Source organism: Streptomyces sp. NPDC059917, from assembly GCF_042730635.1.
Taxonomy (GTDB): domain Bacteria; phylum Actinomycetota; class Actinomycetes; order Streptomycetales; family Streptomycetaceae; genus Streptomyces.
On record NZ_JBHWLC010000006.1, the window covers coordinates 69973 to 92539 of the forward strand.

Genomic DNA, 22567 nt, shown 5'->3' on the forward strand with positions numbered 1-22567 from the left:
ACCAGACCCAAGCAGCCCTCCAGCCGTGCGAAGAGTCCGGAGCAAGACCCGATGCTTCTCCCCTTGCCATGGTCACCCGGAACGGCTGCGGTGCCAGCCCGACCACCCTCCGGTCGTGATCGAGGAGCGCGGCCCGGTCCTGCTCCAGTTGCGACTCGAACCCCACAGCGAGCCCGTCGTTGCCGCCCAATACCAGCCCGTGAGGCGCCGCTGCCCAGGTAGGACGTGAACCGCCGCACCGCAAACACCGACTCGAAGCGAACCCGGGATACCGGCTCCAGCAGGACTGTCGCAGTCCGCCGCCCTCACTGTCAGCCCACTCGACACCGACCAGACCCAGATCCATCGCCGCCTCCGGCTCCGCGTACCTGCCAAAACGACCGTGACAGGTGCCGCGTTAACCGGACCAGGGAACTGCGATCAAACCCCACGTACGGGTCAAACGCTGCCACTCAGCGCACAACGCAGTGAGAGTCCGACAGGCCCACCGCGACAGGACAGTGATGCACCGCCACCTCTGACAGGAGGTTGATCTTGGTGCCAACTAGAAATCTTAAGTGCCAACTAAAAATCCTTGTCACACGGGGGTCAGCGGCGGACGCGGGGCATGCCCAGGCCGATCCAGGAGATGATCTCGCGCTGGATCTCGTTGTTGCCGCCGCCGAAGGTGAAGATGACCGCGCTGCGGTAGCCGCGTTCCAGTTCGCCGTGCAGGACCGCGCCCGTCGAGCCGTCCTTGAGGGCGCCCGCCGCGCCGACGATCTCCATCAGCCAGGCGTACGCGTCCCGGCGCGCCTCGGAGCCGTAGACCTTGACTGCGGAGGCGTCCTGCGGGGTGAGGGTGCCGCTCTGGACCGCGTTGACCATCTGCCAGTTGAGCAGCTTCATGGCGTCGAGCCGGGCGTGCGTCCGGGCGAGGCGGCCCCGCACCCAGCCGAGGTCGATGACCCGGCGGCCGTCGGCGAGCTTGGTGTCGGCGGCCCAGCGCTGTACGTCGTGCAGGGCGCGGATGGCCATGGTGCCGTGCGCGGCGAGGGTGACGCGCTCGTGGTTGAGCTGGTTCGTGATCAGGCGCCAGCCCTTGTTCTCCTGGCCGACCCGGCGGTTCGCGGGGACCCGGATGTTCTCGTAGTAGCTCGCGGTGGTGTCGTGCGAGGCGAGGGTGTTGATGAGGGTGCAGGAGTACCCCGGGTCGGCGGTGGGGACCAGGAGCATGGTGATGCCCTTGTGGGCCGGGGCGTCCGGGTCGGTGCGCACGGCGAGCCAGACCCAGTCGGCGGTGTCGCCGTTGGTCGTCCAGATCTTCTGCCCGTTGACGACGTAGGTGCCGCTCTCCTCGTCGCCCTCGCGGACGGCCTTGCACTTGAGGGCCGCGAGGTCGGTGCCCGCGTCCGGTTCGCTGTAGCCGATGGCGAAGTCGATCTCCCCGGCGAGGATCTTGGGGAGGAAGTAGGCCTTCTGCTCGTCCGTGCCGAACTGCATGATGGTCGGCCCCACGGTGTTGAGGGCCATCAGCGGCAGCGGGACCACGGCCTGCGCGGCCTCGTCGAAGAAGATGAACTGGTCCATGGGCGACATCCCGCGCCCGCCGTACTCCTTCGGCCAGCCGACGCCGAGCCAGCCGTCGGCGCCGAGCCGGCGGATCGTCTCGCGGTAGAAGCGCTTCTGCGCGGCGGCGTCCTGGTAGCGCCCGTAGACGTCCTCCGGGACCAGCTCTGCGAAGTAGGCGCGCAGCTCGGTGCGCAACTGCTGCTGCTCAGGCGTGTATTCGAGGTGCACGGCCCCTCCGGGAGTCTCACGGTCCGTCCGTCGCTGGCGGGCGTAGAGTAGAACGTGTTCCAAGAATCCGGAAGGGGCCTGCGCCGTGCGGTCAGCGGGAGGCGTCCAGCGCCGTGATCATGGCCGTCGTGGTGGCCGTCATCGCCGTGCGGGCCGCCGTCAGGTACGGGCGTGGGTCGGCCTTGGTCAGGTGGGCGCGGATGGCCTCGGTCATCGCCACGTTCAGGGCGGTGCCGATGTTGACCTTGCGGATCCCGCCCAGTACCGCCGCCGCGAGTTCCGCGTCCGGCAGCCCGGAGGAGCCGTGCAGGACCAGCGGCACCTCGACCGTCTTGGCCAGCCGGGCGAGCAGCGCGTGGTCCAGGGAGGCGGTCCGCGAGGTCATCGCGTGGCTGCTGCCGATCGCCACGGCGAGCGCGTCCACGCCCGAGTCCGCGACGAAGCGCCGGGCCTCGTCCGGGTCCGTCCGCGCGCCCGGAGCGTGCGGGTCCAGCGGGGCGGCGCCGTTCTTCCCGCCGACCTCGCCCAACTCGGCCTCGATCCAGAGGCCGTTGGCGTGCGCCCAGTCGGCGGCCGAGCGGGTGGCCTCCAGGTTCTCCCCGTAGGGCAGGTGCGCGGCGTCGTACATGACCGAACCGAATCCGGCGTCGACCGCCTGCCGCAGCAGGTCCACGCTCTTGACGTGGTCCAGGTGCAGGCCGATCGGCACCCCGGCGGCCTCGGCGCAGGCCACAGCGGCCCGGGCGATGGGCAGCAACCGGCCGTCCCGGAAGCGGACCGCGTTCTCGCTGAGCTGGATGATGACCGGCGCGGCGGCGCGCTCGGCCCCGGCGACGACGGCCTCGGCGTGTTCGAGGGTGATGATGTTGAAGGCGGCCACGGCCCGACCGGTGGCGGCCGCCTCCCGGACGAGGTCGCCCGCCTGTACGAGGCTCATCGGACGGCCTCCTCTTCGCTGCTGAGGATCACCGAGCGGGTGAGGTTGCGCGGCCGGTCGGGGTCCAGCTCCTGGTGCGCGGCCACCGCGATCGCGAGGCGGTGCACCCGTACCAGCTCGGCCAGCGGGTCGTGCCGGGCCTCCACCCACTGCGCCCCGGTGTCGCGGACCTGGTCGGCCAGGCCGTCCGGGGCCTCGTCCAGGGCCCAGGTGACGGTGCCGGGACCGCTGATGCTGATCGGGCCGTGCCGGTACTCCATCGCCGGGTAGGACTCGGACCAGGAGAGCGCGGCCTCGCGCATCTTGAGGGCGGCCTCGTGGGCGAGCCCGACGCTCCAGCCCCGCCCCAGGAAGGTGAACTGGCCCCGGCCCGCGAGCTGTTCGGGCAGCGGTTCGGCGAGCGCGGCGCGCGCGTCGGCCACCACCGACGGGCTGTGCAGGCCGACGTGGGCGCGCAGCAGGGTGAGCGCCGTGGTCGCGAAGCGGGTCTGCACGACCGAGCGCTCGTCGGCGAAGTCCAGGACGACCAGGTCGTCGGCGAGGGTCATCACCGGCGTGTCGGGGTCGCCGATGACGGCGGTGGTGGCGATCCCCGCGTCGCGCAGCTGCGCGAGCAGGTCCAGGACCTCGGTGGTGGTGCCGGAGCGGGTCAGGGCCACGACCCGGTCGTAGCGCCGATGGCGCGGGAACTCCGAGGCGGGGAAGGCGTCGGTCTCCCCCGCGCCCGACTCCTCGCGCAGCGCGGCCGCGGCCTGCGCCATGTAGTACGAGGTCCCGCACCCGACGATCGCGGTGCGCTCCCCCGGTTGCGGGAGGACCGCCCGCTGCGCCGGGGCCATCTCGGCGGCCCGTTCCCAGCAGTCGGGTTGCGTCGTCAGCTCGTACGCGACATGGCTCATGTCGGCTCCCTGTGCAATGGAGTGCGTGTGATGCATTTTTCTGCAAGATAGCCGGTGGTTTCGCGCAACTTCAAGCATCGGCAGGGTGGTGGCCTGAGTTAATGTCGACGGATAGCCCGAACGCACAGACGTGAACACGAACGAACGAACACGAACGCACACAAGGGGGTACGCCGCCGTGGGGTCCATGTCCCGGGAGGTGCGCTGGCAAACGTTGCTGGATCTACTGGTGGAACGCGGCCGCCTGGAGGTCGAGCCGGCCGCCGAGGCCCTCGGCGTCTCCGCCGCCACCATCCGGCGCGACTTCGACGAGCTGGCCCAGCAGCAGTTGCTGGTGCGCACGCGCGGCGGGGCGGTGCTGCACGGCGTGTCCTACGAACTCCCCCTGCGCTACCGCACCACGCGGCGCGCGGCGGAGAAGCGCCGGATCAGCGAGGCGGTGGCCGCGCTGATCGCCCCGGGCGAGGTGGTCGGCCTGACGGGCGGCACGACGACCACCGAGGTCGCACGCGCCCTCGCGGGCCGGGCGGACCTGAGCGCGGGGACGGGCGGGGCGCCCGCGCTGACCGTGGTGACGAACGCCCTCAACATCGCGGGCGAGCTGGTGATCCGGCCGCAGTTCAAGACGGTGCTCACCGGGGGCGTGGCGCGGCCGCAGTCCTACGAGCTGACCGGCCCCCTGGCCCAGGGAGTCCTCGGCCAACTCACCGTGGACACGGCGGTCCTGGGCGTGGACGGCTTCGACCCGCTGGACGGGGCCGCCACCCGCCATGAGGACGAGGCCGCGGTCAACCGCCTGCTGTGCGACCGCTCCCGCCGCGTGGTGATCGCGGCGGACTCCAGCAAACTGGGCGTCCGCGCCTTCGCCCGCATCTGCCCGGCCTCGTCGGTGCACGTCCTGGTGACGGACACGGGCCTCTCCGACCCCGGCGCCCTGGCCTTCGAGGACGCGGGGGTGGAGGTCATCCGGGTGTGAGGGCGGGTGGCGCGCCGCTCAGGGGCGCCCCGCCACTCCGCCGCGTCCCGCCGCTCAGGGGCGCCCCCTGCGGATCTGGCTGACGATCGTCGGGTCGGTGATCTCGGTGTCCTTGGCCAGCATCAGCGCCTTGCTGAGCACGACCGCCAGGGTGCGGTCACCCTCGAAGGGCACGTAGCCGCTCTGGACGGCGGTTCCCGCCGACGCCTTGGGGACGATGCAGAGGTACTCGTCGTTGGGCGTCATCAGGATGTTGCCCGAGCCGAGGTGGATCTTGTACGTCCGCAGTTCGCCCTTGACGTGCAGGAACCGGCCCTCGATCGTGCACTGCCCGGCGATCGCGAGCCGTGGCACCAGGCGCTCCAGCAGGGCGCGGCGGGTCTCGGCGCTCTGGTTCAGTTCGCCGAAGCCGTACGACGTCCAGTACTCGCGGAAGCGGCCGTCGGGCCCGCCGTCCTGCCAGGTCGGATCGCCGCCCACGCTGGCCACGCCGACGAACAGGTCCACGTCCCGCAGGACTTCGGACAGGACGAGCGGCGGTATCCCGGCGAGCGGGAGCGGTTCGACCGGCTGCGCGCCGTCGCGCAGCCACATGGCGTACCCGCCGCCGTAGCAGTGCGCCGAGTTCTGCGGTGCGTCGATCGGATAGAAGCGCACCTGGTCGGTACGGAGCCTCAGGTAGCTGCCCGACTCGGTGGTGTCGACGCCGTACTCCTCGCCCTCGCCCTCGATCCAGTACTCGGCGCGCAGGCCCCACTGCGGGAGCTCACGGGTGGCGGGCGGCGCCGAGTCGTCGACGCAGAGCCGCAGCTTGTTGCGCCAGCCGCGGACCGCGGCGAGGGAGTGGAACTGGTGCTGGCGCAGGACGTGCGCCGCGAACCGGTTCGAATACGTGCCCGTCGCCCGCTCGGCGTCCGTCAGCAGGTACACCTCGCGGTGGGCCTGCTTGAAGGGCTGCGTGATCGCGTGCCGCTCCAGCCAGTCCCGCCAGGCGACCACCTCGGCGGGCTCGCGGCCGACGGGGTGCCAGAGGGCGACCTCCGTGCCGTGCGCGACCGGATCGTCGGTGAGGGTGCGCAGGGCGCCGTCGGCGAAGCCGACCGGGGTGCCGTCGACCGTCCACAGCAGGCGGCGGGCGAGGCTGCCGACGAGGGGGTGGTCGAGGTAGCGCTCGCGCCAGGCGTCGTGGGACCAGGTGCGACGGGCGAGGAACTGCCGGTCCAGGCGCTCCACTTGGGCGCCGAGCATCTTGTCGATGTCCTTGACGGCGGCCTTGAGCTCCTTCAGCTCCTCGGGGTGGTCGCGCCGGACCGCGGCGGGGACGGACTTGACCTCGGCGCCGGTGGCGGAGCGCCAGCGCAGGACGACCTTGGCGCCCTGGACCTCCAGCAGGGCGGTGCAGCCGCCGAACTCCGCCGCGCCGCGGCCGACCTCGGTCAGCCCGTAGGCGGGCACGGCCAGCTCCTCGATCTCCTCCCGGCTCAGGCCGAGGGCTTCCGCCCGCTGGTCGAGGGCGGTGCCCAGCAACTTGAGCGTGCCCTTGTAGGTGGTGCGGGTGGCGAGCCGGGCCAGCTCCGCGAGCGCCGCCCCGCCGTCGATCCGGGCGAGGGCCGTGACCCCGGCGTTGGCGACCTTCGGGTTCACGGGCCCGAGCCCGGGCACCTTCTTCAAGGCCGTCTCGACGAGCGCGCCGAGCGCGCGGGCGGTGTCCGGGTGCGCGGGCAGCAGCGCGAGGATCCAGGCCAGGCCGCGCAGGGCGTTGGCGTTGTACGAATCGAAGGTGAGGTTCGGGTCGGGCCCGTACCGCACGTCGGTGAAGGCGAAGGTGCGGGGGCGACCGACGAGGGCGAGCCAGCCGAGCACCGCCACCCGCACGGCGTCGCCGCCGAGGGGTTCGATCAGGGCGAGCGCGGCCTTGTCCCACTTGACCGTGGGCTTGGCCGAGGTCGCGGTCGCGGCGTGGGCGAGCAGGGCCCGCCAGGGCTCCTCGGCGCCCTCCGCCATGGCCTGCTCGGCCCACGCCTCCCCCACGTTCAGCACGGGTTCCGTCAGTGTCCTGGTCAAGGCCGCCATCTCCGCTCCGCCGTACGTGTCCAGGCCGCACCTGCGCAGGAACGCCACGACGGGCGCCGGCAGCGCTCGTCCGGCGGCCCGTTCGTGCTCGGCGACGAACTGCGCCCCGCCGCCGGACCAGACGGACGCCTGCGTGCCGAGCTTCGCCAACTCGGCGGTCCGCTCGGCCGCGAGCGGATCCCCGGGCAGGTCGGCGCCCACGACCTGCAGCAGCCGCAGCACCTTCATCTCCATCCGCTCCGGGGAGCTGAACTTCGGGTACAGCCGGCCCATCTCCCCCGCGACGGCCGCGCGCACCGTGGCGTCGAGGCCCTCCAGGAGCTCGACCGTCCGGGTCCACGCCTCCCAGGTGATGGCCGCACGGGCCGTCGCCACGCGCAGCGCCTCGTACGCCAGCGGGCCGGTCTCGCGCGCGGCCGCGTGCCGCCGCATCGTGTCCAGCTTGCTCACCATGTCCACGGTCAGCCACCCACCAGCGGCACGAGCTTGAGGAAGGTGACCTCGAGGCCGAGGGGCAGCTCCAACTCCTCGTCCGGGTCGGTGACCTGACGGTCCCCGACGAGCACCAGGAAGCCGTTCCCGGCGAACGCGGCCAGCGCGCGCTCCGTCTGGACCTCCGGGTCGATGCGGCGCGGGGTGCGCAGCGCGTATCCGTTCAACACGCGCTCGGTGTCCTGCGGTTGGACGAGGCCCTGGAAGACCTGCGACTGCTCCCGCGCGTTGAACTCCGCCACCTCCTGGAAGACCCGCCGCCGGATCAACTCGCGCGCCGTGAGGCGCTCCTCGGCGATCTCCAGCCCGAAGGCCGCGCCCCTGTCCCCTGATGTCGTCTCGTCGACGAAGGTCACCGTTCCCATGCCGAGGACGCTACGGGGCGCCACTGACAACGGGCCGGGGGGCTTGGGCCCGCTACCCGCCGACCAGTTCGCGGGCCCGGGTGTCGGAGACGAGGCCGGCCAGGGACGCGCGCGTCTCCGCGAGCGCGGCGATCCTGGCGTCCAGGCCGTCGAGGTGTTCCTGGAGGGTCTCCAGTTTGCATGCGGAGACCGTGCCGTCCTGGCGGATGCACGGCTGCAGGTCGCGGATGACCCGGGTCGGCAGGCCGGCGTCCAGCAGCGCGCGGATGCGCCGGACCACGGCGGGCGCGTCCTCGTCGTAGCGACGGTGCCCGGCGGCGACGCGGTGGGACTCCAGGAGGCCCTGCTCCTCGTAGTAGCGCAACAGCCGGACGGAGGTGCCCGTCGCGGCGCCGAGCTCGCCGATCTTCATGTGGCGCTCCTCACAACCCCTTGAACCTCACATCGATGTGAGATCTTAGCGTGGGGGCCATGACGAACACGGAACGCCCCCTGTCCCTCTACGGTTTCCTGCGCCCCCGACCGCAGCGCGCGGACGAGGTCCGGAGCATCCTCTCCTCCTTCGTGGAGCCCACCCGGCAGGAGCCCGGCAACCTCCAGTACCACCTGCACGAGCAGGAGGACGGCCGCTTCTTCCTGTACGAGGTCTGGCGCTCCCAGGAGGACCTGGACCGGCACAACGCGACGCCGCCGCTGCGCGCCTTCCTCGAGAACCTGTCGACCTACCTGGAGGAGGCTCCGGACGGCCACTTCGACACCATGCTCAGCCCGTACCCCGCCGCCGCCTGAACCGGCCCGCGGCGGACGCCGTTCGCGCAGCGGCCTCAGTGCGCCGGCAGGCGGCCCGCCTCGCGGGCCAGTCCGGCCAGGACCGGGGCGATGAGGGGGTGGGTCTCGGCGCCCCTGCGGGTGGCCGCGAAGACGCGGCGGGTGGCCGCCGGGCCCTCCACCGGGCGGACCTGGACCTCCTTGAGGTCGGTGCCGCGCAGCGCCGAGCGCGGCACCAGGGCGACGCCCGCGCCCGCGCCGACCAGGGCGATCACGGCCCGGAAGTCATCGGATGAGTGCCGCAACCGCGGCTGGAAGCCCGCCAGTTCGCAGGCCAGCAGGGTCACGTCGTGGCAGGGGTTGCCGGGGTACTGGCCCACCCAGTCGGTGTCGGAGAGCCCGGCCAGGGACACCTCGGGGAGCGCCGCGAGGGGATGCCCCGCGGGGAGCACCGCGTCGAAGGGTTCGGCGTAGAGCGGGAGGACCGACAGCCGGGTGTCGTCGGCGCCCGGGCCGCCGCGGTACTCCACGGCGAGCGCCACGTCGGCCTCGCCGTCGAGCAGGAGCGGCAGGCTCTGGTCGCCCTCCGCGTCCCGGACCCGCAACCGGATGCCGGGGTGGTCCAGGGCGAGCCGGGCGATGGCCGGGGCGAGCACTTCGGTGATGCCGGTGGCGAAGGCGGCCACCGTGACCTCGCCCGCGACGCCCCCCGCGTAGGCCGCGAGCTCCGCCTCGGCGCGCTCCAGCTGGGCCTGTACCTCGTGGGCGTGCCCGACGAGGATCTCCCCGGCGGCGGTGAGCCGTACGCCCCGCCCGCTGCGCGTGAGCAGTACGTGCCCGCTCTCCTGTTCCAGCGCCGCGAGCTGCTGGGACACGGCGGAGGGGGTCAGGTACAGGGCTGCGGCCGCGGCGGTCACCGTACGGTGGTCCGCCACGGCCCGCAGGATGCGCAGCCGGCGGGGGTCGATCACCCCTCCATGATGTCAGCCCTCGGAGGAGCCGAGCACCGCGCGGGCCTCGATGAAGGCGGCCACGGCGCGCTCCACGTCGGCCGTCGAGTGGGCGGCCGAGAGCTGGACGCGGATCCGGGCGGCGCCCATCGGAACGACGGGGTACGAGAAGCCGATCACGTACACGCCGCGCTCCAGCAGCAGCTCCGCCATGCGGGCCGCCTCCGCAGCGTCACCGATCATGACGGGCGCGATGGCGTGGTCGCCGGGCAGGATCTCGAAGCCCGCCTCGGTCATCTTCGTACGGAAGAGCGAGGTGTTGGCCGCGAGCTGCTCGCGCAGGTCGCCGGCCGATTCGAGCAGGTCGAGGACCTTGAGCGAGGCGGCGGCGATGACCGGGGCGAGGGAGTTGGAGAAGAGGTACGGGCGCGAGCGCTGGCGCAGCAGGGCGACGATCTCGGCGCGGGCGGCGACGTAACCGCCGGAGGCGCCGCCGAGGGCCTTGCCGAGGGTGCCGGTGATGATGTCGACGCGGTCCATGACGCCGTGCAGCTCGGGGGTGCCGCGGCCGCCGGGGCCGACGAAGCCGACGGCGTGCGAGTCGTCGACCATGACCATGGCGTCGTAGCGCTCGGCCAGGTCGCAGATCTCGGCGAGCGGGGCGACGTAGCCGTCCATGGAGAAGACGCCGTCGGTGACGATCAGGCGGCGGCGCGCGTCCTGGGACTCCTTGAGCCGGGTCTCCAGCTCCGCGAGGTCGCGGTTGGCGTAGCGGTAGCGGCGGGCCTTGGAGAGGCGGATGCCGTCGATGATCGAGGCGTGGTTGAGGGCGTCGGAGATCACCGCGTCCTCGGCGCCGAGCAGGGTCTCGAAGACGCCGCCGTTGGCGTCGAAGCAGGAGGAGTAGAGGATCGTGTCCTCCTGGCCGAGGAACGAGGAGAGCCGGGCCTCCAGTTCCTTGTGCACCTCCTGCGTGCCGCAGATGAAGCGGACGGAGGCCATGCCGTAGCCCCAGCGGTCCAGCGCGTCCTTCGCGGCGGCGACCACCTCGGGGTGGTCGGCCAGGCCGAGGTAGTTGTTCGCGCAGAAGTTCAGCACCTCGCCCGAGGCACCCGCCACGCCGCCTGAGGTGACGCCGACGGACGCGTTCTGCGGGGTGCCGATGACGCGCTCGGGCTTGTGCAGCCCGGCGGAGCGGATCTCGTCGAGGGTGGTGCGCAGGTCGTCACGTACGGAATCGAACATGGTGCTCTCTTTCCACTGGAGCGGCGGCGGACGGAGGGGGCCGGGCCCCGCGGAGGGGGGAGGGTGGTGCGGGGCCCGGCCGGAGGGAGATGGTTCGGGGCGGCGCGCGGGAGGGCGCGCCGGGGGGTGGTGCGGGATCGAGCGGACCGGACGGTTACGCCGTCCAGTCCAGGATGATCTTGCCACTGCGGGCGGTGGCGGCCTCGTCGAAGGCGGCGCCGAAGTCGCGGTGCGAGTAGCGGCCGGTGATCACCGGGGTCAGGTCGAGCCCGCCCTCCAGCAGCACCGTCATCGCGTACCAGGTCTCGAACATCTCGCGACCGTAGATGCCCTTGATGGTGATCATCGAGGTGACCACCTTCGCCCAGTCCACCGGGAACTCCTGCGCGGGCAGGCCCAGCATCGCGATCCGGCCGCCGTGGGTCATGTTGTCGATCATGTCGCGCATGGCCTCGGGACGGCCCGACATCTCCAGGCCGATGTCGAAGCCCTCGCGCAGGCCGAGCTGCGCCTGGGCGTCGGCGATCGTGGCGTCGCGGACGTCGAGCGCGAGCGTGGCGCCCGCCTTGCGGGCGATCTCCAGCCGCTCGGGGCTGACGTCGGTGATCGTCACGCTGCGCGCACCGGCGTGCCGTGCGACGGCCGCCGCCATGATGCCGATCGGGCCCGCACCGGTGATCAGCACGTCCTCGCCGACCAGCGGGAAGGACAGGGCCGTGTGGACGGCGTTGCCGAAGGGGTCGAAGATCGCCGCCACGTCCAGGTCGACCTCGGTGCGGTGCACCCACACGTTCTGCGCGGGCAGCACCACGTACTCGGCGAAGGCGCCGTCGCGCCCGACACCGAGACCGATCGTGCTGCGGCACAGGTGACGGCGGCCGGCGAGGCAGTTGCGGCACTTGCCGCACACCAGGTGGCCCTCGCCGCTGACCAGCGCGCCGACCTCGATGTCCTGGACGTCCGCGCCGACCGCGGCGACCTCGCCGACGAACTCGTGGCCGAGGATCAGCGGGGTCTTGACCGCGCCCTGGGCCCAGCCGTCCCACGAACGGATGTGCAGGTCGGTGCCGCAGATGCCGGTGCGCAGGACCTTGATCAACACGTCTCCGGGCCCGTGCTCGGGCTCGGGCACGTCCATGAGCCACAGCCCGGGCTCGGCCTTGTGCTTGACGAGTGCCTTCATGGGGTGGCTCCAGGCATGCGGAGGGGGCGCAGCGACCCCTGGGACGGGTGCGGCGCATCGACGGACACCAATCTGCCGACCCGGTAACGATCAGTCCATCGAGGATTTCTTAAGCGGGTCGACAGCCCAGCTTCACGCCTATGCTCCTCCCGTGACGGGGCCGGGGCACGACGGGGAACAGGGAGGTGGCGGCGGGTGCCGAGTCTGCGCAGTCGCGCGCTGTCGGCCGCGCTGATCGCGGCGGGGCGACGGAAGAGGTTCGCGAGTGCCGAGGCGGTGCGGGCGCGCGTGGCCGAGTCGGCCCGCAGGCCCGCGTCGCACCTGCCGCCGCGCTGGTTGGGCAAGGTCGCCGAGGTCTCGCGCACCTTCGTCGGGGCGTGGCCGGTGTACGAGGTCGCGCCGCGGGACGCGGAGCCCGCGGCCCGCGTGCTCTACGTGCACGGCGGCGGCTACGTGGGCGAGTTGGTCCGGCCGCACTGGGCGCTGGTGCGGACCCTGGTGAGCGAGGCCGGGGCGCGCTGCGTCGTACCGGCCTACATCCTGGCGCCGCGCGGGACCGCCGACCGGACGGTGCCGGTGGCCGCGGACCTGCTGAGCGGGCTGATCGCGAGCGGCGGGCCCGGTGGCACCGTGCTGATCGGGGACTCCGCGGGCGCGGGGCTCGCGCTCGCGGCCGCGCAGCGGTTGCGCGACCGGACCGGCGCGCAGCCCTCCCGGATCGTGCTGGTCTCCCCCTGGCTGGACGTGACGATGACCCATCCCGAGCAGGGTGCGCTGGAATCGGCCGATCCGATGCTCGCGCGGCCGGGGCTGGTGGAGGCGGGGCGGCTGTACGCGGGGACGCTGGCCACCGACGACCCCCGGGTGAGCCCGCTGCGCGGCTCCTTCGCCGGGTTGGCGCCGCTGACGGTGTTCACGGGCTCGCGGGACGTCCTGGTCACCGACAGCCGGGAGCTGGTGCGCCGGGCGCGCGCCGAGGGCGTCGAGGTGGACTACCACGAGCTGCCGGGGCTGCCGCACGTCTACCCGCTGCTCCCGGTCCCGGAGGGGCGCGCGGCGCGCGCCGAGATCGTCCGGCTGGTCCGCTCCGCGACCGACCCCGAACCGGGCCCTGACCCGGCCTCCGCGCCCGGCTGAGCGGTCGTACGGGAGCCGGTCAGGCCGCGCAGGTCATGAGGGAGCTGATCGGGCGGGCCCGGTACGCCGCCCAGAACGCCTCGTCGCGGTCCGCGTCCGGCGGCGGGGTGCGGGCGGGCTGCCAGGCGACGGTGGTGAAGCCCGCCTCGACGGCCGCCTCGGCGAAGTCGGCGTGGGCCCATTCGCGGAACTCGAAGGGCACGGGCGGATCGGTGAGGAACTGGGCGCGCAGCAGCGGCGCGTCCCCGGACGGGTCCCGGTCCAGGATCCTGACGCCGTACGGCGACCAGTCCTGGTGCGGGAAGGCGCCCGGGTTGGGCACGATGGCCAGCAGTCGCCCACCGGGGCGCAGGTTGGTCCGGATCGAGCGGAACATGGCGTGGAGGGCGCTGCGGTCGGGGGCGTAGTTGAACAGGTGGACGGCGGTCGCCAGGTCGAAGGGGCCGAGCTGGGGCATCGCGGCGGCGTCGCCGACCACGTACTCGATCCGTGCCCCGGTGGCCGCGGCCACCGGCTCGTGGGGCTCCTCCCGGGCGAGCGCGATCATCCGTTCGGAGATGTCGACGCCGACGGTCCGCCGGGCGCCGCCGCGGGCGAGCAGTCGGGTGTTGTAGCCGTATCCGCAGGCGAGGTCGAGGGCGTCGAGCCCGTGCACCCCGCCGAGCGCGTCGAGGGCGCCCAGCAGGGTGCAGGTGTCGGCGGCCGAGAAGGCGGCCGTGGTCTTGGACTCGGCGTAGCGCGCGCCGATGGTGTCGTACTGCTTCCGCATGATCCGTATCGTGCCCCGCGCGGGGCGGCGGGGCCGGTCGGGCCGGTGCCCCGTCCCCCGGACGAGGGAAGCGGTAGGCCTATCGGGGGCGTGCGGACCGCGCGGGGCGTACGGGGCGTACGGGGCTCAGCGCGACCAGCACCGGGCGCGCCGTGGCGCCCGTACGGCCGGACGCACCGCCCGGGTCGTCCGGGCACGTGGTGCAACCGCGGCTGGCGAAGAAGCACCCGGAGCAGTCCGGGGCGCCGATCTCCTCCCGCTTCAGCCGGCCCTTGCGGACCCAGTAGTCCGCCAGTCCCGCCGCCTCGGCCGTGCTGATGCCGAGCCGGGCGGCGATCCGCGCGAGCCCCTCCCCGGGAGCCGCCTCCTCGAACTCCCGCAGCAGTCGGCGCAGCATCGCGGGCCCGGCGGCGCCACCCGGGCCCCCGTCCGGCGCGCGGGTCACCACACCAGCCTCGCGAGCTGGAAGACCCCGGTGGCGAGCAGCCAGGCGGCGGCCAGTTGGAGGCCGAAGCCGATCAGGGTGAGCCGGGTGCCGATCTCGGCGCGCTGCGCCGCGAGGGTGGCCATGCAGGGGGTGTAGGCCAGGACGAAGACGAGGAAGGCGAGCGCGGCGGCTTCCGGATGGCCGCCGGAGGACTGCGTGAAGGTCGCGCGCAGGCTGTTCCTGAGCACGGGCCCGCCCTCCTCCTGCGCCGAGTAGGTCTGGGCGAGGGTGGAGATCACGCCCTCCTTGGCGATGAGCCCGGTGCCGAGGGCGGCCGTGGCGTGCCAGTCGCCGAAGCCGGCGGGGGCCACGACGGGGGCGACGGCCTCGGTGACCCTGCCGAAGACGCTCTGCTCGACGGCGACGTTCCCGAAGCCCCCGGCGCCGTCGGGGCCCGCGGCCGCGCCCGCCGGGATGGCCATCAGGAGCCACACGGCCGCGGCGGTGGCCACGATGATCCCGCCCGCGGTGCGCAGGAAGGCGGCGAGCTTCTGCCACACCTGGGCGCCGGTGACGCGCAGGGTGGGGAGCCGGTACGGGGGCAGTTCCAGGACGAGCGGCTCCTCGCGCATGTCCTTGAAGAGGAGCGGGCGCAGCAGCAGGCCCATGCCGACGACGAGCAGGACGGATCCGACGTACAGGCCGAAGACGACGGTGCCGGAGTTCGAGCCGAAGAAGATGCCCGCGATCATCACGTAGACGGCGAGCCGGGCGGTGCAGCTCATGTACGGGATGAGCATGCCGACCAGGAGCCGGTGCGAGCGACGGCTGAGGATCCGCGTGCTCGCGAAGGCGGGCACGTTGCAGCCGAAGCCGACGACGAGCGGGAGGAAGGCGCGGCCGGGCAGCCGCAGGGTGCGCATCAGGCGGTCGGCGACGAAGGCGGCCCGGGCGAAGTAGCCGGAGTCCTCCAGCAGCGCCAGCAGCGCGAACATGATGATCATCAGGGGTACGAAGGTGAGCAGTTGCCCGACGCCGTTGATCAGGCCGTCCACGAGCAGGCCGGTGAGCCAGTCGGGCGCCGAGGCGGCTTCCAGGAGCCGGGTCGCCCCGCTGCCGACCGGACCGGAGACGAAGTCGCCGAGGCCGTCCTGGAGGGGTTTGGCGAGGGTGGTGGTCGCTTCGAAGACGCCCCACATGACGGCGAGGAAGAAGGGGATGCCGAAGGAGCGGGACAACAGCAGCCGGTCGACCCGGTCGGTCAGCGTGGGTCGGGGCCGGGCGCCGGTGGGCGTGGCCCGGGCGATGACCCGGTGCGCCCAGGCGTAGCGGGCCTCGGCGATCAGCAACTCGGCGTCGGCGCCCGCATCGGCGGTGTCGTCGTCGGCTTCCTCGTCCGGGGCGGCCAGGCGGGCCGCGGCCGCGCGGGCCAGGGCGGTGAGCGGCTCGGGCGCGGCGGGGGGTTCCTCCGCGCAGAGCAGGCTCACGGCCAACCAGCGCGCGGGGTAGGGGTGGTGGACGGCTTCGGCGGCCCGGACGAGCGGGGCGAGTTCGGCCTCCACGGGCGAGCCGGTCGCCCAGCCGGGGTCGGTCGCCGCGGCCGTGGCGGGGGCGCGCAGGGCGTCGGTGACGGCGTCGGCGAGGAGGTCCAGTCCGGTTCCGGTGCGGCCCTCGACCACGACCACGGGCAGGGCCAGTTCGCGGGAGAGCGCCCGGGGGTCGGGCGCGCTCCCGCGCCGGGCGGCGACGTCGGTCATGGTGAGCGCGACGACGACGGGGATGCCGGTGTCCAGGACCTGGGAGAGGAGGTAGAGGTTGCGGGCCGGGTTGGCCGCGTCCAGGGCGAAGACGACGACGGCGGGCCGGGCTCCCGGGGGCGCGCTCAGGACGTCGCGGACGAGTTCCTCGTCCGGGGAGTCGGGGAGCAGGCTGTAGGAGCCGGGCAGGTCGGCGACGCGCAACCGGCGGCCGTCGGGGAGGACGCCCCGCCAGTCGCCCTGGGCCACCGCGACGGTCTTGCCGGGCCAGTTGCCGACCCTTTGGTGGGCGCCGGTGAGGGCGTTGAAGAGCGTGGACTTGCCGACGTTCGGGTTGCCCGCGAGGGCGACGAGCGGGGCGGCGGCGCCCTGCGGGCCGTCCGCGCCGTCGTCCGCGAGGGCGGCGCCCGCGCCGGTGTTGCTGCGTGCGCCGGGCGCGTGGCAGCTCATCGGGCCCACCGCAGCCGGTCGGCGGTGCGGGAGTCGAGCGCCACCCGGGTGGCGCCGAGGCCGACGAGCAGTCCGCCGGTCGCGCCGCGGGCGATCACGGTGACCTCGGCGCCCGGTACGAAGCCGAACTCCAGGAGCCGTCTGCGGCTGCCGCCGCGGTGGCCGGGGTCGATCCCGGTGATCCTCACGGTCGTCCCGGGACGGCTGTCGTTGAGCGACGGCACCAGTACACCTTCTTCGCTGATTCTTCGCTGATCGATTCCACTTAGGTAAGCCTAAGCAGCTCCGACCGGACCGGAAGGCGCGCAAAGTCCCTGATCGTTCGGGACTTTCAGCCCGTCACCGGTGGGGCGGGCTCGTCCTTTCGGTCGCTCAGCCCAGTTCCGCGAGCGTCTTGAGCACCGGGGCGGCGCCGTCCTCCCGGGCCAGTGCGGCCGAGAGGTCGCGGGCCCGCGCGCGCATGCCCGGGTCGGTGGTGGCCTCGCGGACGGCGGCGGCCAGCCGGTCGACGGTGAGCCGCTGGTAGCGCACCGGGCGTGCGGCCACGCCGAGGGCGTGCAGCCGGGCGGCCCAGAACGGCTGGTCGAGCTGGACGGGCACGGGGACGGCGGGTACCCCCGCGCGCAGCCCGGCCGCGGAGGTGCCCGCGCCCGCGTGGTGGATCACCGCGGCGGTCCGGGGGAAGAGCCAGTCGTGCGGGACCTCGGGAACGGCGATCAGGTCGTCCCCCTCGGCGCTCAGCCCGCTCCAGCCCGCCTGGACGATCCCGCGCACCTTCGCCTTGCGCAGGGCGGCGGCCAGCAGCGCGCCCAGGCGTTCCGCGTCCCCGGCGACCAGGCTGCCGAAACCGGCGAAGACGGGGGGCGGGCCCGCGTCGAGGAAGTCCAGGAGCCGCTGCTGCGGCTGCCAGCCGGCGGGCCGTTCGGGCCACCAGTACCCGCCGACGCGGTGTCCGGCGGGCCAGTCGGCGGGGCGCGGCAGGACGAGCGGACTGAATCCGTGGTGGATCAGCCGGTCCGGGTCCATGCCGAGGGGGCCGCTGAACCGGCGCGGCGGCAGGCCCAGTTCGCGGCGCAGCGCGCGCACCCCGGGGGCGAAGGCCCGGTCGCCGCAGGCCCAGATGGCCCGTCCGGTCAGCTTGTTGCCGTGGGGGCCCAGCGAGCGGCCCCCGGCGACGAGCGGCGGGATGGCCCGGCTGGGGGTGACGGGCAGCAGGTGGGCGCCGACGCAGGGCAGCCCGTACCCCTCGGCGAGGGTGGCGCACAGCGGTTCGGTGAGGGTCGAGGCGAGGACGACGTCGGCCCCGGCGCGCACCGCGGCGGCCACCCCGTCGGTCAGGGGCGGGATGAACTCGCGGGCCAGTCGCACGACCCGGGCCATGGCGACGGGGGTGCTGACCGCGCGGGTCAGCCGCTGGCCCACGGGCGAGGCGAGTTCCACCCGGGGATCGACCGGCAGCGGCCGAAATCCCAGGCCGAGCGCGGTGACGGCGCCCTCGAAGCGCACGTGGGTGGCGATGACCACCTCGTGGCCGGCGGCGCGCAGCCGCGTCCCGAGTCCGGTGTAGGGGGCGACGTCGCCCCAAGAACCCGCTGTCACCATCAGTACGCGCATGGTTTCACTGTGTCATCCCGCCCTCGGCCCGCGCGAGTTCGCAGCTCAGGAGGGCGCCACGGGCGGCCCGTCGGGGGCCCGGGTGAGCTCGCGGGCGCAGGAGCGCAGCCAGGCGTGGGCCGGGTCGGCGTCGTGCCGCGGGTGCCAGGCCATCCCGAAGGGCATCGTGGGCAGGTCGAGCGGGATCGGGAAGGTCTCCAGCCCCAGCGCGTCGGCGAGCGGACCGGCCTGGTGGGTGATCAGCCCGACGAGGTCGCTGCGGCGCAGCACGAACAGGGAGGCGGGGAAGGTCCCGACGCTGCCCACCACCTTGCGGGTCAGGCCCAGTTCGGCGAGCGCGGCGTCCACCGGCCCCTCCAGGCGGCCGCGCCGGGAGGCGATCAGGTGCTCGGCGGCGGCGAACCGCCGGGCGGTGACCCGGCCGCGCAGCAGCGGGTGCCCGGGGCGTACGACGCCCAACACGCGCTCGTCGGCGAGGTGTTCCACGTGCACCTCGGGCGAGCGGGTGTCCACGACGCCGAGCTCCAGGTCGGCGACGCCCTCGCGCAGGGCGGCCAGGTCCGCGTGGCTCTCCGGCAGGAACCTCAGGCGCACGCCGGGGGCCTCGCGGGCCACCCGGTCGAAGAGCGTGGCCGCGCAGGTGGCCACGTAGGCGTCGTTCGCGATGACGCTGAAGGTGCGCTGGAGCGTGGCCAGGTCGATCCGGCCGCCCGAGAGGAAGAGGGAGCGGGCCCGCTCGACGACGGCGCGCACCTCGCCGTGCACGGCGAGGGCGTGCGGGGTGGGCACCATGGACCGTCCGGCGCGGACAAGGACGGGGTCGCCGAGGGCCTTGCGGATCCGGCCGAGGGTGCGGCTCATGGCGGGTTCGGACAGGTGCAGCCGGGCGGCCGCGCGGGAGACGCTCGACTCCTCCAGCAGCACGTCGAGGGCCACGAGCAGGTTGAGGTCCAGGCCGGATTGCGTCACGCGCATTCATTCCTTGCATAACTTGCACTGGAAAGCAGGTCACGCCAACCCTACGGTGAGGGCATCCAGATCACCCCTTCCAGCTCCGAGGAGGAGCCGTGCTCCGCCCTGCCCAGAACCGCCCCGGGCCCGCCGCGCCCGCCCCGCCGACGGCCGCGGCCGCCCCGTCGGGTCCCCCGCGGGCCGTGGTGCTCGTCCTGTGCGCCTGCGTCCTCGTCGCCCAGGCGATGGTCGCGGCCGTCAACCTGCTGATCCCGCAGCTCGCCGCGTCGTCGCTGCGCCCCGCGCCCGGGGAACTCCTGTGGGCGGTCGACGCGTACGTCATCGTCTTCGCCGCGCTGCTGATCCCCGCCGGGGCCCTCGGCGACCGGTACGGCCGCAAGGGCGCCCTGCTCGCGGGGCTCGGCCTGTTCGCGGCGGGCGGCGCGCTCAGCGCGCTGGCCGACTCCCCCGCCGTGCTGATCGCGGGGCGCGGGCTGTGCGGGGTGGGAGCGGCGCTGATCATGCCCGCCACCATGTCCGTACTGGTCCACCTGAGCGCGCCGGAGCGGCGCGGCCAGGCCCTGGCCACCTGGACCCTGTCCGCGGGCCTCGGCGGGCTGGCGGGCAACGTGGGCGGCGGGCTGGTGGGCGAGTTCCTGACCTGGCGCGCCCTGTTCTGGGCGGTGGTGCCGCTCGGCGTCGTGCTCGCGCTCGTGGTGGCCCGTACGGTCCCGCGCACCCCGGCGCGGGCCGATGCGGCGGTGGACCCGCTGGGCGCGCTGCTGCTGGCGGGGGCCCTGTTCGCGGTGGTCTACGGGATCATCGAGGGTCCCGCCTTCGGCTGGGCGTCGGCGCCGGTGCTGTGCGCCTTCGGGGCGGGGCTCGCGCTGCTGGCGGTCTTCACCGGCTACGCGCTGCGCGTCGCGCGGCCGCTGCTGGACCCGCGGATCTTCGCCTCGCGGCGCCTGCGGGCCGGGGCCCTCGGGATCGGGGCGGCCTTCTTCGGGCTGTTCGCCCTCTTCTTCGTCAACGCGCAGTACCTCCAGTACGCGAAGGGCTTCTCCCCCGCCCTGACGGGCCTGGCGATCGTGCCGCTCACCGTGGGCATGGTGCTGGTGCCCCGGCTGGGCGCCCGGCTCCAGCAGCGGACCGGGCCGCGGCTGCCCGCCGGGGCGGGGCTGGCCCTGATCGGGGTGGGCCTGCTGCTGGTGTCGACGGTGGACGCGGGCACTCCGTACCCGGTGTACGCCTGCTACCTGCTGGTCCTCTCCGTCGGCACCGGGCTGTGCGCGCCCGCGCTGACCTTGACGGTGGTCGCCGAACTCCCGGTGCACCAGGCCGGGCTGGGGTCCGGGCTGAACACGGCGGCGCGGGAGATCGGCGCCGCGCTCGGGGTGGCGGTGGTGGGCACGGTGCTGGCCTCGCGCTTCCACGGGATCCCGCGGGACGCGGCGCAGGCCGCCGCCTTCACCGGCGCCATGGGGACGGCGCTGCGGACGGTGGCCGTGGCGCTGCTGGCGGTGACGGCGGTCGTGGTGGTGGGCTACCGGGGCGGTGTGCGCCCCGGCGCGCGCTCGGGCGCGTAGACGGGCGGACGCCCCCGGGATGCACCGGCCGCCGGTGCGGGCGCATCCTGTCTGTGTGACGGCCAGACCGGACAGCCGCGGGCCCGCCCCGGACGAGACGGGCCGGGCACTCGTGCGGGCCGCGGTGGAGGCGGCCGAGGCCCTCGGGGGCTTCTCGGGCGGGGTGTACCTGCGGTCCGGGACGGAGGACCTGTTGCGGCTCGCGGTGCTGTCGGGGCTGCCGGGGCCCTTGTTCCGTCCCTGGTGGCGGATGCAGGTGAACCGCCCGTACCCGGTGGCCGAGGCGTACCGCTCCGGGCACGCCGTGCACCTGCCCGACGCGGAATCCACGATGCGGCTGTTCCCGCAGCTCATGGCCGGGCTGCCGTTCGCCTGGGGCTCGCTCTACGAGCCGGTGACCGCCGGGCGCGAGCGGTACGGGGTGCTCATGGTGCTGCGCGCGGCGACCCCCGGCAAGCCCGTCGGCCCCGAGGACCGGGAGCGGCTGCGCGGGGCGGCCGCGGCGCTGGCCCGGGAGTTGGCGCGGCTGACCGCGCGGGGCGCGCCGGTGGTGTGGGACGGCGACCCGCTGTGCGTGGAGCCGCCCGAGCCGGCGGCCGATGCCGCGCAGGCGGTCGACCGGATGCCGCAGGCCCTCCTGTCCCTGGACCGGCACGGCCGGGTGGGTTTCGTCAGTGCGGGGGCGGACGCCCTGCTGGGCCCGGAAGCGGCCGGGCTGCCGGGGCGCGTGCTGTGGGAGGCGGTGTCCTGGTTGGGCCAGCCCGTGCACGAGGACCACTTCCGGTCCGCGTACATGTCCGGGGAGCCCGTGGGGTTCCTGGCCCACCGTCCCGGCGGGGAGTGGATCTCCGTGGACCTGTATCCGGGGCGGGGCGGGATCAGCGTGCTGCTCGCGGCCTCCGGACCACCCCCGTACGCACCCGGCTCGGTGACCCGGCCGGGCGCCGGCCTCGGTTCGCCCGCGGACCGGGCGACGGCCGTGTACCGGCCGGTGGCCATGGCCATCGCGCTGACGGAGGCGGTGACCGCCCGTCAGGTGTCGGCCGTGGTGACCGAGGAGCTGCTGCCGGCCTTCGGCGGCCGCCAGTTGGCGATCTACCTGCTCAACGAGCGCCATCTGCACCTCGCGTGGGAGACGGGCTTTCCCACCGGCTTCCTGAACCGGTTCGACGGGGTGGCGCTGGACGTGCGGTTGCCGGGGGTGGAGACCCTGACGTCGGGGCGGCCGATCTTCTTCGAGTCCATGCAGCACCTGGCCGCGGCCTACCCGGGGATCCCGATGGACACCGACGTCGGCGCCCGGGCCTTCCTGCCCCTGATCGCCTCCGGTCGGCCGGTGGGCTCGTGCATCCTGGGCTTCGACGCCCCCCGGGGCTTCAGCCCGGAGGAGCGCACCGTGCTGACCGCGCTGGCCGGTCTGATCGCGCAGGCCCTGGAGCGGGCGCAGCGCTACGACACCGAGGCCGCCCTCGCCCGCGGCCTCCAGTCGGCGCTGCTCCCGGCCCGGTTGCCGGTGCTGGACCAGGTGGACACGGTGGCCCGCTATCTGGCGGGCACCCAGGGCATGGACGTCGGCGGGGACTGGTACGACGTCATCGAGACGGGGCCCGGACTGCTGGCGCTGGTGATCGGGGACGTCCAGGGACACGGGGTGGCGGCCGCCGCCACCATGGGCCAACTGCGCAGCGCCGTACGGGCCTTCGCCCTGAGCGGGAGCAGCCCACAGGAGGTGGTGAGCGGCACCAACAGGCTGTTGATCGGCCTGGATCCGGGGCAGTTCGCCAGTTGCTGCTACGTCCTGCTCGAACCGGCGTCGGGCCGGGCCCGCGCCGTGCGGGCGGGGCATCCCCAGCCCCTGCTGCGCCACCCGGACGGTCGGGCCGAGGTGCTGGACCTGCCGGGCGGTGTGGTCCTGGGCATCGATCCGCGGGCCGCGTACCCGGTCGCCGAACTCGCCCTGGAGGTCGGCGCGGTGCTCGCCCTGTACACAGACGGGCTGGTGGAGGAGCCGGGTACGGACATCGACGTCGGGGTGGAGCGGCTGCGGGCGGCGCTGGCCGCCGCCGGGCCGGGCCCCCTGACCGAGACGGCGGACCTGCTGATCAGCGAGGCGGGGCAGGCCACCGACCGCCCGGACGACATCGCGCTGCTGCTGGCCGCCCGGACCCCGGGCGGCCGGCAGCGCGGGTGAGTCGCGCCCCGCCCCCGC

The 22567-nt window shown here is 74.1% G+C and carries 20 protein-coding genes; 5 read left to right on the plus strand and 15 right to left on the minus strand.

The features are described 5' to 3' along the window. Positions 1 to 588 precede the first annotated feature (588 nt). The 3 genes from ACFWAR_RS05545 to ACFWAR_RS05555 form a co-directional block, all read right to left on the minus strand. Positions 589 to 1779 (minus strand): acyl-CoA dehydrogenase family protein, encoded by a 1191-nt coding sequence (locus ACFWAR_RS05545; protein WP_385773355.1) that lies wholly within the window; start codon positions 1777 to 1779, stop codon positions 589 to 591. 91 nt (positions 1780 to 1870) lie between these two features. Then, positions 1871 to 2716, minus strand: a complete 846-nt coding sequence (locus ACFWAR_RS05550; protein ID WP_385773357.1) for a class II fructose-bisphosphate aldolase — start codon at positions 2714 to 2716, stop codon at positions 1871 to 1873. After that, positions 2713 to 3615, minus strand: a complete 903-nt coding sequence (locus ACFWAR_RS05555; RefSeq protein ID WP_385773359.1) for an SIS domain-containing protein — start codon at positions 3613 to 3615, stop codon at positions 2713 to 2715. The genes ACFWAR_RS05550 and ACFWAR_RS05555 overlap by 4 nt, the downstream gene beginning before the upstream one ends. A 187-nt stretch (positions 3616 to 3802) precedes the next feature. On the opposite strand from ACFWAR_RS05555, the gene ACFWAR_RS05560 reads away from it, so the two are divergent. After that, on the plus strand, positions 3803 to 4591 hold the full coding sequence (locus tag ACFWAR_RS05560) for a DeoR/GlpR family DNA-binding transcription regulator (protein ID WP_385773546.1): 789 nt from the start codon (positions 3803 to 3805) through the stop codon (positions 4589 to 4591). Positions 4592 to 4645: 54 nt separating this feature from the next. Here the strand turns inward: ACFWAR_RS05560 and ACFWAR_RS05565 are convergent, their stop codons facing one another. The 3 genes from ACFWAR_RS05565 to ACFWAR_RS05575 are packed head-to-tail and all read right to left on the minus strand — an operon-like array spanning position 4646 to position 7933. Further along, the gene (locus tag ACFWAR_RS05565) at positions 4646 to 7117 is read right to left on the minus strand and encodes a DUF4132 domain-containing protein (protein ID WP_385773548.1); all 2472 of its coding nucleotides are present in this window, start codon (positions 7115 to 7117) and stop codon (positions 4646 to 4648) included. Between the two features lie 8 nt (positions 7118 to 7125). Continuing rightward, complete coding sequence (locus ACFWAR_RS05570; RefSeq protein WP_385773361.1) at positions 7126 to 7521, minus strand: hypothetical protein; 396 nt, start codon at positions 7519 to 7521, stop codon at positions 7126 to 7128. Between the two features lie 52 nt (positions 7522 to 7573). After that, positions 7574 to 7933 (minus strand): MerR family transcriptional regulator, encoded by a 360-nt coding sequence (locus tag ACFWAR_RS05575; protein ID WP_385773363.1) that lies wholly within the window; start codon positions 7931 to 7933, stop codon positions 7574 to 7576. Positions 7934 to 7992: 59 nt separating this feature from the next. On the opposite strand from ACFWAR_RS05575, the gene ACFWAR_RS05580 reads away from it, so the two are divergent. After that, positions 7993 to 8310 carry a putative quinol monooxygenase gene (locus tag ACFWAR_RS05580; RefSeq protein WP_385773365.1) on the plus strand — a complete coding sequence of 106 codons (318 nt, stop codon included), beginning with the start codon at positions 7993 to 7995 and terminating at the stop codon, positions 8308 to 8310. A gap of 35 nt (positions 8311 to 8345) precedes the next feature. On the opposite strand, the gene ACFWAR_RS05585 is transcribed toward ACFWAR_RS05580, so the two are convergent. The 3 genes from ACFWAR_RS05585 to tdh all read right to left on the minus strand — a co-directional run bounded on the left by ACFWAR_RS05585 (position 8346) and on the right by tdh (position 11667). Next, entirely contained in the window at positions 8346 to 9260 is a 915-nt protein-coding gene (locus ACFWAR_RS05585; RefSeq protein WP_385773367.1) for a LysR family transcriptional regulator, read from the minus strand. A gap of 12 nt (positions 9261 to 9272) precedes the next feature. Beyond that, positions 9273 to 10484 (minus strand): glycine C-acetyltransferase, encoded by a 1212-nt coding sequence (locus ACFWAR_RS05590; protein ID WP_385773369.1) that lies wholly within the window; start codon positions 10482 to 10484, stop codon positions 9273 to 9275. A gap of 154 nt (positions 10485 to 10638) precedes the next feature. After that, positions 10639 to 11667 carry an L-threonine 3-dehydrogenase gene (gene tdh / locus ACFWAR_RS05595; protein ID WP_385773371.1) on the minus strand — a complete coding sequence of 343 codons (1029 nt, stop codon included), beginning with the start codon at positions 11665 to 11667 and terminating at the stop codon, positions 10639 to 10641. Between the two features lie 195 nt (positions 11668 to 11862). Here tdh and ACFWAR_RS05600 point away from each other — a divergent pair, with 195 nt between their 5' ends. Then, positions 11863 to 12804, plus strand: coding sequence for an alpha/beta hydrolase fold domain-containing protein (locus ACFWAR_RS05600; protein ID WP_385773373.1), 942 nt, complete (start codon positions 11863 to 11865; stop codon positions 12802 to 12804). 19 nt (positions 12805 to 12823) lie between these two features. Here the strand turns inward: ACFWAR_RS05600 and ACFWAR_RS05605 are convergent, their stop codons facing one another. The 6 genes from ACFWAR_RS05605 to ACFWAR_RS05630 form a co-directional block, all read right to left on the minus strand. Then, the gene (locus tag ACFWAR_RS05605; RefSeq protein WP_385773375.1) at positions 12824 to 13573 is read right to left on the minus strand and encodes a class I SAM-dependent methyltransferase; all 750 of its coding nucleotides are present in this window, start codon (positions 13571 to 13573) and stop codon (positions 12824 to 12826) included. A 79-nt stretch (positions 13574 to 13652) separates the two neighbouring features. Beyond that, on the minus strand, positions 13653 to 14018 hold the full coding sequence (locus tag ACFWAR_RS05610) for a FeoC-like transcriptional regulator (protein WP_385773377.1): 366 nt from the start codon (positions 14016 to 14018) through the stop codon (positions 13653 to 13655). After that, a complete protein-coding gene (feoB, locus tag ACFWAR_RS05615; RefSeq protein ID WP_385773379.1) occupies positions 14015 to 16207 on the minus strand; it encodes a ferrous iron transport protein B in 2193 nt (730 codons plus the stop codon). Before feoB ends, ACFWAR_RS05610 begins: the two co-directional genes overlap by 4 nt. After that, positions 16204 to 16431 (minus strand): FeoA family protein, encoded by a 228-nt coding sequence (locus tag ACFWAR_RS05620; protein WP_354381035.1) that lies wholly within the window; start codon positions 16429 to 16431, stop codon positions 16204 to 16206. Before ACFWAR_RS05620 ends, feoB begins: the two co-directional genes overlap by 4 nt. Positions 16432 to 16579: 148 nt before the next feature. Continuing rightward, on the minus strand, positions 16580 to 17821 hold the full coding sequence (locus ACFWAR_RS05625) for a glycosyltransferase (protein WP_385773382.1): 1242 nt from the start codon (positions 17819 to 17821) through the stop codon (positions 16580 to 16582). A 45-nt stretch (positions 17822 to 17866) separates the two neighbouring features. After that, on the minus strand, positions 17867 to 18796 hold the full coding sequence (locus ACFWAR_RS05630; RefSeq protein WP_385773384.1) for a LysR family transcriptional regulator: 930 nt from the start codon (positions 18794 to 18796) through the stop codon (positions 17867 to 17869). Positions 18797 to 18888: 92 nt separating this feature from the next. On the opposite strand from ACFWAR_RS05630, the gene ACFWAR_RS05635 reads away from it, so the two are divergent. Both ACFWAR_RS05635 and ACFWAR_RS05640 read left to right on the plus strand, forming a co-directional pair. Continuing rightward, positions 18889 to 20358 carry an MFS transporter gene (locus ACFWAR_RS05635; RefSeq protein ID WP_385773386.1) on the plus strand — a complete coding sequence of 490 codons (1470 nt, stop codon included), beginning with the start codon at positions 18889 to 18891 and terminating at the stop codon, positions 20356 to 20358. Between the two features lie 19 nt (positions 20359 to 20377). Further along, positions 20378 to 22549 (plus strand): SpoIIE family protein phosphatase, encoded by a 2172-nt coding sequence (locus ACFWAR_RS05640; RefSeq protein WP_385773388.1) that lies wholly within the window; start codon positions 20378 to 20380, stop codon positions 22547 to 22549. Positions 22550 to 22567: the final 18 nt, after the last annotated feature.